This window comes from Mesorhizobium sp. WSM4840, from assembly GCF_055811755.1.
The window spans coordinates 21,885-34,084 of record NZ_JBVVQD010000032.1 but is presented as its reverse complement, the minus strand read 5'-3'; the positions used below and the strand labels follow the sequence as shown (position 1 = coordinate 34,084).

Annotated in this window: 8 protein-coding genes and 1 pseudogene; 4 read left to right on the top strand and 5 right to left on the bottom strand. The window is 64.2% G+C overall.

Annotated elements, in window-relative coordinates; all coding sequences use genetic code 11:
- Positions 1-69: 69 nt before the first annotated feature.
- From AC0L3I_RS30120 to AC0L3I_RS30100, 5 genes are all read right to left on the bottom strand, one after another.
- Positions 70-915 (bottom strand): fumarylacetoacetate hydrolase family protein, encoded by an 846-nt coding sequence (locus AC0L3I_RS30120; protein WP_473529320.1) that lies wholly within the window; start codon positions 913-915, stop codon positions 70-72.
- A gap of 157 nt (positions 916-1,072) precedes the next feature.
- On the bottom strand, positions 1,073-1,804 hold the full coding sequence (locus AC0L3I_RS30115; protein ID WP_473529319.1) for an SDR family oxidoreductase: 732 nt from the start codon (positions 1,802-1,804) through the stop codon (positions 1,073-1,075).
- A gap of 344 nt (positions 1,805-2,148) precedes the next feature.
- Positions 2,149-4,521, bottom strand: coding sequence for an aldehyde dehydrogenase family protein (locus AC0L3I_RS30110; protein WP_473529318.1), 2,373 nt, complete (start codon positions 4,519-4,521; stop codon positions 2,149-2,151).
- 166 nt (positions 4,522-4,687) lie between these two features.
- A complete protein-coding gene (gene deoC / locus AC0L3I_RS30105; protein WP_473529317.1) occupies positions 4,688-5,752 on the bottom strand; it encodes a deoxyribose-phosphate aldolase in 1,065 nt (354 codons plus the stop codon).
- A gap of 750 nt (positions 5,753-6,502) precedes the next feature.
- Positions 6,503-7,330, bottom strand: coding sequence for a ferredoxin--NADP reductase (locus AC0L3I_RS30100; protein ID WP_473529316.1), 828 nt, complete (start codon positions 7,328-7,330; stop codon positions 6,503-6,505).
- Between the two features lie 220 nt (positions 7,331-7,550).
- On the opposite strand from AC0L3I_RS30100, the gene AC0L3I_RS30095 reads away from it, so the two are divergent.
- The 4 genes and pseudogenes from AC0L3I_RS30095 to AC0L3I_RS30080 all read left to right on the top strand — a co-directional run.
- Positions 7,551-9,635 (top strand): hydantoinase/oxoprolinase family protein, encoded by a 2,085-nt coding sequence (locus AC0L3I_RS30095; RefSeq protein WP_473529315.1) that lies wholly within the window; start codon positions 7,551-7,553, stop codon positions 9,633-9,635.
- Position 9,636: 1 nt separating this feature from the next.
- Positions 9,637-11,349: a hydantoinase B/oxoprolinase family protein gene (locus AC0L3I_RS30090; protein WP_473529314.1), complete on the top strand. Its 1,713-nt coding sequence runs from the start codon at positions 9,637-9,639 to the stop codon at positions 11,347-11,349.
- A gap of 9 nt (positions 11,350-11,358) precedes the next feature.
- Positions 11,359-11,505: a hypothetical protein gene (locus tag AC0L3I_RS30085; protein WP_473529313.1), complete on the top strand. Its 147-nt coding sequence runs from the start codon at positions 11,359-11,361 to the stop codon at positions 11,503-11,505.
- A gap of 234 nt (positions 11,506-11,739) precedes the next feature.
- A pseudogene (locus tag AC0L3I_RS30080) lies at positions 11,740-11,928 on the top strand (glycine cleavage T C-terminal barrel domain-containing protein); the annotation flags it as partial.
- Between the last annotated feature and the right edge of the window lie 272 nt (positions 11,929-12,200).

The following is a 12,200-nucleotide window of genomic DNA, read 5'->3' as shown; positions in this document are numbered from 1 at the left end:
CGCCACTATACGGGGAGAAGATGCCGGCAGGCAGATGAGGGGCGGCGCAAACTTGCCAAAGTGAAGCGCCTACTCGTCCGCCTTGAACGTCTGCTTCTGCATGCCCAGCCCTTCGATGCCGAGCTCGACGACGTCGCCGGGCTTCAGGAACACCGGCGGCTTCATGCCGAGACCGACGCCGGGCGGCGTGCCGGTCGAGATGATGTCGCCCGGATGCAGCGACATGAACTGGCTGAGATAGGAAACCAGGTAGGCGACGCCATAGACCATGGTCTTGGTCGAGCCGTTCTGCATCGTCTTGCCGTTGACCTTCAGCCACATCGGGATGTTCTGCGGGTCCTGGACCTCGTCCTTGGTCACCAGCCACGGGCCGATCGGCCCGAACGTGTCGCAGCTCTTGCCCTTGGTCCACTGGCCCTGGCGCTCTGCCTGGAAGGCGCGCTCGGAAACGTCGTGCGCGACGCAATAGCCGGCGACATAGTCCAGCGCCTCGGCCTCGGTGACGTATTTGGCTTTTCTGCCGATGACCACGCCGAGCTCGACTTCCCAGTCGGTCTTGACCGAGCCGCGCGGGATCAGCACATCGTCATCAGGCCCGACGATGGCCGAGCTTGCCTTCATGAAGATGATCGGCTCCGGCGGCACGACGGCGCCGGTCTCGGCGGCATGATCGGAGTAGTTGAGGCCGATGCAGATGAATTTGCCGGTGCCGGCGACGCACGCACCGATGCGCGGCTTGCCGGAAACCGCCGGCAGCGATTTTGGATCGAGCTTCGACAGTGTCTCAAGCGATGCCGGGTCGAGCGCCTTGCCGGCAATGTCGGTGACATGGGCGGAGAGGTCGCGGATCGTCCCATCCGCATCGAGCAGGCCGGGGCGTTCGCTCCCCGCCTCGCCATAGCGCAGCAGTTTCATAGAATTTTTCTCCCAGTTGCGACCAGAGGCCGTTTGCAAATTCGCTCCGCTGCGGCGAGTGGCGTGGCTTTCGAGAACCGGAGCGGAGCGTACTTAAAGTGCCTAGGCAAGCACAGACGCCGCGCCAGGCGCCCGGCAGAATAGGATTTTCAGACTCCTAGATCGACCAGCCGCCGTCGATATTATAAGCCTGTCCCGACGTATAGGTGGCACCGGCCAGATAGACGGCGAGATCGGCGATTTCCTCGGGCGTGCCGAGGCGGCCCATCGGCTGGCGGGCGATGAAGGCGGCGCGGGCAGCCTCGTAGTCGCCCTGCGCATGCATGCGGTCCTCCAGCGACGGGCTTTCGACGGTGCCCGGGCAGATGGCATTGCAGCGTATGCCCTTGCCGACATAGTCGGCGGCAACCGATTTGGTCAGGCCGATGACGGCCGCCTTGGTCAGTCCATAGACGAAGCGGTTGGGCACGCCCTTGGTCGAACCGGCCAGCGACGCCATGTTGATGATCGAGCCGTCGCCGCGCTCCAGCATGCCGGGCAGCACGGCGCGGATGGTGCGGATCATCGAGCGAACGTTGAGGTCATAGGCAAAGTCGAGATCGGCGTCCTTCATCTCGAGGATCGAGCCGGAGTGGACGAAGCCGGCGCAGTTGAACAGCACATCGACGGCGCCGATCTCGGCGAAGGCGGTTTCAACCGCCTCGTCGTTCAGCACGTCGAGCTTGCGGGTCTTGATGCCAGCCGTCTTGCCAAGTTCGGCGAGCATCACCTCGTTGATGTCGGTGGCGTGGACGACAGCGCCCGCCCTGGCGAAAGCCAGCGCGCTCGCCCGGCCGATGCCCTGTGCCGCCGCCGTGACGACAACGATCTTGCCTGCCAGATCAGCCATGGTTTTCTCCTCTGTGGCCGCCCGGCTTTTACCGGCCCGCGGCCAAGGCGCAATGTGCCAGATAGGCACTATCATGCCGCCTGTATTGCTGTTCGCTTAGGGGCAAATGTTTTTTCTCGGTAAAGAACATCTTTTCAGCCGTCAAGCCCGGAGATCTCTTGGGTATCCCTCACCCGGGCCTTGGCGCTGCCCCTCCAACATTGCAGTATGTGCGCCGAGGCTGCGGCCAGCGTGTTTCTCCCCGTCACTATACGGGGAGAAATGCCCGGTCCACCCTCCGCAGCTGCTGCGGAGGACGGGCAGGGCAATGAGGGGCGGCGTCGACGTCGACAATCGACACACGCTCAGTCGCCGTACGGCACCCAGACGTTCTTGACCTCGACGGCACGGCGCAGGAAGGCATCGCCGGCGGCCTCGGTCGACGCCCAGTCGAGGCTGCGGCCGTTGCCGGTCCAGACGCGCTTGAGATTGCCGACGGAGTCGGCTTCTGCCTTGGCGCAGGTCTCGGCATCGGCGAACACCCAGAGCCCGTCGACATCGTCATGCTTGGCCAGCACGCCGGCGAGCTCGGCGGTGCGGCCGGTGACGATGTTGATGGCGCCGGCCGGAACGTCGGAATATTCGATGACCTGGTAGAGATCGGTGGCAAGCAGCGGATATTTTTCCGAAGGCACCGCGACCACGGTGTTGCCCATGGCCAGCGCCGGCGCCACCAGCGAGATCAGGCCAAGCAGGGGCGCATTGTCGGGCGCCACGATGCCGACGACGCCGACCGGCTCGTGCAGCGCCAGCGTGACGGCGCGGGCCGGCGGCTGGTGGACGCGGCCCTCGAACTTGTCGGCCAGGCCGGCATAGAGGAATAGCCGCTCGATCGACTGCTCGACCTCTTCGCGCGCCGCCTTGACTGTGGCGCCGGTAAGCTCTGTGAGACGCACGGCAAACTCGCCGGCACGGCCGGACAGATTTTCGGCCAGATAATACAGTACCTGGCTGCGGTTGTAGGCGGTTGCCTCCGGCCAACCCTTGCAGGCACGTGCAGCCGCGACGGCATCGCGGATATCCTTGCGGCTGCCGAGGCCAACCTCGCCGGCAAGCTTGTCCTTGGCGGTGGCGACGGCAATCGAATAATTGCCGTCCGGCCTGACCTGCTTGCCGCCGATGAACAGTTTTGCGGTGCGATCGATGGCGTCGCTTTCGGCCTGCTCGACAGGTTGTGTCGAAGCCGCTGCCGGCTTGACGACCGGGCCGAGCGGCAGTTTTGCCGACAGATATTCGAGCATGCCCTCGCGCCCGCCTTCGCGGCCAAAACCGCTTTCGCGGTAGCCGCCGAAGCCGCAGGCGGCGTCGAACATGTTGGTGCCGTTGACCCAGACGACACCGGCCTTCAGTTGCGGCGCGACGTGCAGCGCGAGGTTGATGTTCTCGCTCCACACCGAAGCGGCCAGGCCGTAGCGCGTGTTGTTGGCGAGCTCGATCGCTTCCTCGGTGTTGCGGAAGGTCATGGTCGCCAGCACTGGGCCGAACACCTCCTCCTGCGCCAGGATGTTGGCCGGCGAAACGCCTGTTGCCAGCGTCGGCAGGTGATAATAGCCGGAAGCCGGCAGCGCCACATCCGGCTGCCAGCAGACGGCGCCCTGCTTTGCGCCTGCGGCGACCAGACCCCTGACGCGATCGAGCTGGGTCAGGTCGACCAGCGGGCCGATGTCGGTGTTCTTGTCGAGCGGGCTGCCGACGCGCAAACGGCTCATCCGCGTCTTGACCTTGGCGATGAAGGCATCTGCGATGCCTTCCTGCACCAAAAGGCGCGAGCCGGCGCAGCAGACCTGGCCCTGGTTGAACCAGATGCCGTCGACCAGTCCCTCGACGGCGCTGTCGAGATCGGCGTCCTCGAAGACGACGAAGGCCGACTTGCCGCCGAGCTCCAACGACAGTTTCTTGCCCGAGCCGGCGGTGGCTTTGCGGATGATCTTGCCGACCTCGGACGAGCCGGTGAAGGCGATCTTCTGGACGCCGGGATGATTGACGATGGCCGCACCCGCCTCCGGCCCGCCCTGTACGACGTTGACGACACCCTTCGGCACGCCGGCGCGCTCACAAATCTCGGCGAACAGGATGGCGGTGAGCGGCGTGAACTCGGCCGGCTTCAGCACCACCGTGCAGCCGGCGGCGAGCGCCGGCGCGATCTTCCAGGCCAGCATCAGCAGCGGGAAGTTCCACGGGATGATCTGGCCGACGACGCCGACGCCCTTCTGATCCGGGAAATCCTTGTCCAGCGCCTGCGCCCAGCCGGCATGGTGGATGAAATGGCGAATGGCCAGCGGCACGTCGATGTCGCGGCTTTCGCGGATCGGCTTGCCGTTGTCGATCGATTCCAGCACCGCGAACAGCCGCTGGTGGCGCTGCATGGCGCGGCCGATGGCATAGAGCACTTTGGCTCGGCTGTAGCCGGAGCTGGCGCTCCATTTCGGCAGCGCTTTGGCGGCGGCCGAAACTGCCGCATCGATATCGGCAGCTCCGGCATCCGACACCTTGGCCAGCAGTTTTCCCGATGACGGATCGCTGGTGTCGAAGGTCTTGCCGCCCGCGGCTGCTTTCCAGTCGCCGCCGACAAACAGCGCTTTGGAGAAATCGCGCACGGCAAGCCAGGCATCGGCCTCGTTGCGGGCCTCCGGCGCCGGACCGTAGTCCATGGCATGATAGCGTTCGAGAATGTTCATGGAGCGCCTCCTTTACCCTCCCCCTGGTGGGAGGGTCGATCGGCAAAGCCGATCGGGGTGGGGGTAATTGGCTATTGGCTGGTTCATTGCACGGGCTGATCTGATTCCTTTGACCCCCACCCCGCCGCTTCGCGCCCACCCTCCCCACAAGGGGGAGGGTGGGCGCTCACGCCATCGCGTGGCGATGATTGGCCGAATAGTGGCCGGTCAGATGATGTTCGAGCTGGCGTTCGATGTCGGTCAAAAGGCTCGATGCACCGAAGCGGAACAGGTCTGGCTCCAGCCACCGCCGGCCAAGCTCTTCCTTCATCAGCACCAGCCAGTCGAGCGAAGCCTTGGCGGTCGAAATGCCGCCGGCCGGCTTGAAGCCGATGAGATAGCCGGTTTCCTCGAAATAGGCGCGGATGGCGCGCACCATGGCAAGGCCGACCGGCAGCGTCGCGTTGACGCTTTCCTTGCCGGTCGAGGTCTTGATGAAGTCGGCGCCCGCCATCATCGCCACCATCGACGCCAGCATGACGTTGCGCAGCGTCGCGAGGTCACCGGTGCCGAGAATGACCTTGAGATGCGCCTCGCCGCATTCGGCGCGCATCGAGACGATCTCGTTATAGAGTTCCTGCCATTTCGCGGCGAAAACCAGGCCACGCGGAATGACGACGTCGATCTCGTCGGCGCCGTCCTTCACCGAGGCTTCGATCTCCTGCAGGCGCGTCGAAAGCGGGGTGAGGCCGTGCGGGAACGCAGTGGATACGGCGGCGACATGGATGCCGCTGCCGCGCAGCGCATCGACGGCGGTGGCGACGAAGGGGTGATAGACGCAGACCGCCGCCGGGCGGATCCTTTCACCTGTAATGCCGAGGCCTTCGACGATGTCGCGGCGGAACGGATTGACCGCCTTGGCGCAGAGCCGGCGCACGCGCTCTTCGGTGTCGTTCGAGTTGAGCGTCGTCAGGTCCATGCAGGCAACGGCGCGCAGCAGCCAGGCGGCCTGGTTGTCGGCCTTGATCGAGCGCCGCTTGGTCAGGCTGGCGACGCGCCGTTCCAGCGCAGAGCGGTTGACGCTGCGCATCGATTCCATGAAGCCGAGATCCAGCCTCATGCCTGGGTTGCGGGCAATGACGTGCGCTTGCGGCGTCGGCGCATTGGCGGCGGTGCGCGCCGGCAGCGGCGTGATCTTGGAAGGTCCCAATCTGTCGGCACTAAGATCGGCTTCGCGGATTGTGCTGCTCATCTCCTGCCCTTTCGTTCGACGACTTATGCCGAAGATAGACCGTGAAGCAGCGCTTCACGAGTCCTTCAGGCGGTCATAGCGGAAAAAGCCTGCTGTGACATCAGCCGAAGAGCGCGGCGCTGGAGATTAGCCACAGGCCACCATGCCTTCGTCATCCCAGGGCGGAGCAGGAGCGAAGCGACGCGGAAGCGTAACGAGCACGGTTGCGCGTGCAAGCGCCATTCTGAGCCGTAGCATTCTTCGGCCTGGGTAACGGCATGGATCCTAGGGTCTGCGCCGCGTCGCTCCGCTCCTTGCTTGCCCTAGGATGACGAAGGCGTGGTGGGATTTGGCCAATCGCCAGCGTTGGAGATTTGGCTGCCGACCGGCCGGCAGCGAAGGTCCACAGCCCCTTTCAGCAGCGAATCTCAGTGGCATATCGCAGAGGTTGGAGATTGGCCGAAACACCCCTCCACTTCGTCATCCTAGGGCGGAGCAAGGAGCGAAGCGACGCGGCGCAGACCCTAGGATCCATGCCGTTACCCAGGCCGAAGAATGCAGCGGCTCAGAATGGCGCTTGTATCCGCAACGCTGCCAGCTACCCTTCAACCATGATCGGCTATGCCTAGATGACCGCGCGCCAGAAGCGCGGCACGATCTCCATCGGCGTCACCAATGATCTTGGCACCGCCGCATGCCGGAGCATAAGTCCGGCGATGGCTCCGAAGTGGAGGGATGGTTCGGCTAAATTTCCATGGCCTGCGATTCGTCTCAGCCAACAAACGCGCGCTCGACGACGAAGCTCGCCGGATGATGCAGCGAACCTTCCTCGAAGCCGAGGCTTTCGGCCAGTTCCTTGACGTCCCTGAGCATATGCATCGAGCCGCAGATCATGATGCGGTCGGTCTCGGGGTCGAGCTTGTCGATGCCGAGATCGGCATAGAATTTTCCCGAGCCGATCAGCGCGGTGATGCGGCCCATGCGCTCGGAGGTTTCGCGTGTCGTCGAATTGTAGAGCGTGACGCGGCCGCCGGTCAGCTCGCCGATCAGCGGATCGTTCTCCAGCTCTGCAACCAGCTCCTGGCCGTAGGTGAGTTCGGCATTGTCGCGGCAGGTGTGGGTCAGCACGACCTGCTCGAACTTCTCATAGGTATCAGGATCGCGCAGCAGGCTGGCGAACGGCGCGATGCCGGTGCCGGTCGAGATCATGAACAGGCGCTTGGCCGGGGTCAGCGCGTCGACCACCAGCGTGCCGGTCGACTTCTGCCGCATGATGACGGTGTCGCCGATCTCGATTTTTTGCAGCTGCGAGGTCAGCGGGCCGTCCGGTACCTTGATCGAGAAGAATTCCAGCTCGTCGTCCCAGGCAGGGCTGGCGATCGAATAGGCGCGGAACACCGGCTTCTCGGCATTGGGCAGGCCGATCATGACGAACTCGCCGGAGCGGAAGCGCAGCGACTGCGGCCGGGTGATGCGGAACGAAAACAGCCGGTCGGTATAGTGCTTCACCGAGACCACGGTTTCGGCATAGACATTGGCCGGTATAGGAAACTGCAGCGGCCGGGCGCCGGCGGTGTTGAGCGTTGATATGGTGTTCATCAAACCTAACCTTCTGGCCAACCCGAGGGCGCTGACGCCAAACCTTCTCCTGCGCGCCCGAACCGATCAGGTTCCGGCGTGCCGTTTGCACACTGCGAAGCGGTAAGCTCTTGTGTCCGGAATTTATTAGTATACAAATGATATTTGCGTCAAGACGCCAGCGTGAAACACCTTTCCAAACTGAGACATATCTGTAGTCCTGACATTTCGGGTTTCGACAATGGAAGAGAATTTTTCGGCGCAGACGCTGGATTCCTCGGGCAGCGTCGTCGCCGGCATCGATGTCGGCGGAACCTTTACCGACCTGCTTCTGATCGACGGCCGTGACGGTGGCCGGGTGCATATCGCCAAGACCCCGACCACGGTCGACAACCAAGCCTTCGGCGTCGTTTCGGCGCTCGGTGCCACCGGCTTCCCGGTCGACAGCATCGACCTCATCGTGCACGGCACGACCACCACCACCAACGCGGTGCTGGAACGCCGACTGGCCAAAACCGGCATGATCACCACGCGCGGCTTTCGCGACGTCATCGAGCTGGGTCGGCGAACGCGGCCGCAAGCCTATGGCATGACGGGGACCTTCGTCCCGATCATTCCGCGCAACCTGCGGCTCGAAGTGTCGGAGCGGGTCGAAGCCTCGGGCGGGGTGCGGATTCCGCTCGACGAAGCCGAGATGCGCGCGGCGGTTTCACAATTGATCGAGGCCGGCTGCGAATCGCTCGTCATCCATTTCCTGCATTCCTACGCCAATCCGGCGCATGAGCGACGCGCCGCCGAGATCGCCGCCGAGCTTTGGCCGAACGGCTACATCACGACAGGCCATGCGCTGCTGTCGGAAGCACGCGAATTCGAGCGCGGCGTCACCGCTTCTGTGAACGCCTCGGTGCAGCCGATCCTCGAGCGCTATGTCGAGCGGCTGCGCAAGGAATTGGGGTCAAAAGGCTACGCCCGCGACTTCCTGATCATGAACGGCAATGGCGGCATGATTTCGGCCCGCTTTGTCACCCGTGAATCGGCCAAGACCGTGATGTCCGGCCCGGCCTCCGGTGTTATCGCCGCCGCCTATACGGGAAAACGCGCCGGCTTTGAAAACCTGGTCACCTACGACATGGGCGGCACCTCGACCGACGTGGCGCTGATCCGCAATGCCGAACCCGCAGTGTCGAACGAGATCGAGATCGAATATGCGATGCCGATCCATGTGCCGATGGTGGCGGTGCATACGGTCGGCGCCGGCGGCGGCTCGATCGCCCGCGTCGATGCGGCAGGTCTGATCCAGATCGGCCCGGAAAGCGCCGGCGCCAATCCCGGCCCGATCTGCTACGGGCGCGGCGGCAGCGAGCCGACCATTACCGATGCCAATCTGGTGCTCGGCCGGCTGGCGCCGAAAAAGCTGCTCGCGGTCGAAAACCCGGTCACCGTCGAGCACGTCACCGGCATCTTCGAGGACAGGATCGGCCGCCCCACCGGCCTGTCCGGCGTCGAGGCGGCGGGCGCCGTGCTGCGGCTCGGCAACATCAAGATGGCCGGCGCTATCCGCATGGTCTCGGTGTCGCGCGGCCACGACCCGCGCGATTTCGCGCTGTTCGCCTTTGGCGGCGCCGGGCCGCTGCATGCGACAGCCCTGGCGCGCGAACTCGGCCTGCCAAAAGTGCTGGTGCCGGCGCGGCCGGGCATCACCAATGCGCTCGGTTGCGTCGTCGCCGATCTCAGGCACGATTTCGTTAACACCGTCAACCAGCCGGTGGCGGGACTCGATGAAATCCAGCTTCACGGGATATTGGAACGGCACCGAAACGAAGGCGAAGAGCTGATCGGCAAGGAAGCGGTAAAGCCGGAGACGATCCGCGTCACCCATTCCGCCGACATGCAGTTCGTCGGCCAGACCCATATCATCAACGTGCCGCTGCCCTCGTCCGCAGTGACGCGCGCGGTATTGCAGCAACTGTTTGAAAAGGCCTATTTTGCCCGCTTCAAGGTCGAGCTGCCGGAAATCCGCGCCAATCTGGTCAACCTCAATACGTCGGTGACCGGCATGCGGCCGGCGATCGATCTTTCGCGATTGATCGACCCGGCTGGCCGCGCCAAAACACTTGATGAGGCGCGCCGCGAAATTCGGCCGGTCTGGTATGGCGGGCGCTGGCACGATACGCCGGTCTACAGCAGGGAAAAGCTGCCGCTCGACGCCCTCATCGAGGGCCCGGCGATCCTCGAACAGATGGACGCGACCACCGTGCTCGAGCCCGGCGACCGGGCGCGCTCGGACGCCGACGGCAACATCATCATCGACATCGGTGAGGCCTGAAATGGCAAAGCTCGACACGATCACGCTTTCGGTCATCCAGGCGGCGCTGCAGCAAGTCTGCGACGAGATGGACTTGACCTTCTCGCGCGCCGCCTTCTCGCCCGTCATCGCCGAGGCCAACGACCGCTCCGACGGCATCTATTCGGCGGTCGATGGTTCGCTGATCGCGCAAGGCAGCCAGGGCCTGCCGGTGTTCGTCGGCGTCATGCAGTATTCGACCAAAACGGTGATCGAAATGATCGCCGATGGACGCTGCCTGCCGCCCGAGCCAGGCGATATCTACATCGTCAACGACCCCTATCTCGGCGGCACCCATCTGATGGATGTGCGCTTCGCCATGCCGGTCTACCGGGACGAAAAGATTTTCTGCTGGCTGTCGAACACCGGCCACTGGCCCGACATTGGCGGCTCGGTACCGGGCGGTTTTTCCGCCTCGGCAACGGCGGTCGAGCAGGAAGGCCTGCGGCTGCCGCCGGTGAAATTGTTCAAGAAGGGCGTGCTCGACCCTGAGATCTACGCCATCATCTGCTCGAACATCAGGGTTGCCGACCAGCGCATCGGCGACATCCGCGCGCAGGCGGCGGCACTGCTGATCGGCCAGGACCGGCTTAAGGGAATCCTGGATCGTTACGGAGACGAAACAGTTGTCGAGGCGATCGCCGAACTGCGCCGCCGCGCCGCCGAGCAGATGCGCGCCAACATATCGGCCATTCCCGATGGCATCTACCGCTCCAAGGCCTTCGTCGATTCCGACGGGGTGGTGAACGAGCCGCTGACCATCGCGCTGGCGGTCGAGAAACAGGGCGACACGCTCAGCTTCGATTTTTCAGGCTCGTCAAAGCCGTGCGCCGGGCCGATGAACAGCGTGCTGGCGACGACCTTGTCCTCGGTCTACCTCGCCATGCGCCATATTTTCCCCGATGTGCCGATCAGCGCCGGCGCCTTCGAGCCGCTGATCGTCGAGCGGCCGGAAGGCACGTTCCTCGACGCCAAATATCCGCGCCCGGTATCGGGCTGTGCGGCCGAGGTTTCGCAGCGCATTGCCGAGGCGGTGTTCGCGGCCATGGTGCAGGCGCTGCCGGACAAGGTGACGGCGGCTCCCGCCGGTTCCAGCGGCAATTTCGCGCTCGGCGGCAACGACCCGGCCCGCGGCCGCGATTACGTCATGTACCAGATCTCCGGCGGCGGCTATGGCGGCAATGCCGGTCATGACGGCCTCACCAATGGCTGCTCGACCATCGGCATCTCCAAATCGCCGCCGGTCGAAATCATGGAGCAGGCTTTTCCGGTGCTCTATCGTCACTACGCCCTGCGCGAAGGCTCGGGCGGCGCCGGCAAGCATCGCGGCGGTTTTGGGCTCGCCTATGAGGTCGAGATCCTGCGCGGCGACGCCCGCGCCTCGTTCGTCATGGACCATGGCCGCTTCGGCCCGCAGGGCGCGCTCGGCGGCAAGGACGGCGCTGTCAACACGGTGACCGTGTTCCGCGACGGCAAGGAACATATGCCGCCGCACCTCTCCAAGGAACAGGACATCGCGCTGAAGGCCGGTGACCGCGTCCGCGTCGGCACGCCGGGCGGCGGCGGCTATGGCGATCCCCTGGCGCGCGACCCGGAACTGGTGCTGAGGGATGTCAGGCTTGGGTATTATACGGCCGAACAGGCCAAGGACATGTTCGGGGCTGTGTTGGATGACCAGTCCAAACCAAATTGGTGAAGAAGTATCATGCCCGAACGGCGATCGCCTTTCTACAACAGCATCGTCGAGCTCGGCGCAACGATGGGCCGGGTCGGCGGCCTTCCTGAACTTCGTCATCCCTGGGCGAAGCAGGAGCGAAGCGACGTCGCGGAGACCCTGGGATCCATGCCGTAACCTTAGCCGAGGAGTGCAGCGGAGCAGAATTCTGCACCGCAGCAGCGCTCTGAAGTCACGGCATGGATCCTGGGGTCTCCGCCGCGTCGCTTCGCTCCTTGCTCCGCCCCAGGATGACGAAGCGATAGGCGTTTCCGCCAATCGCCAAGGTATACAACGCACGCACATGTAACCTGCGCCGGCCGTCGCCGAGGCGCCGATCAGCGTCACCAATGTCACCGTGAAGCCGGCGAGGATGCCGGCGTCGTCACCTACAGCGACCACGGCTATTCGCTGGGGACGGTGCTGGCAACCGCGCATCTGCGGCTGCCATTCACGCGGATCGGAACGGAACTCGGCATCGACATCGATGGCATGCCGACACGCGCGGTGGTGTCGGCGATGCCATTCTTCGATCCTGACGGGGCGAGGCTGAAAGCGTAATCTAGCTGTGGCTCCAGCCAGCCGCCGAGGTAATATTCAAGGCAAAACCCGCTCGTTAGGGCAGGTGCGTCGTGCAGTCGGGACACGCCATTTCCGGATAGGACGAGTTTTCTGCGGGACCCCTTCGCGCAACCAGACGCAACGCGGTCGCTTTGGCCGCTCTCACTTTTCCCGCTTGACTGACCCGCCGTACCGAATACGCTAATGGGGAAAATACCGGCTCCGACCGCCGGGCGGCAAAAATGCCTCGTATGCCTCGCCTTCCGCGGCGG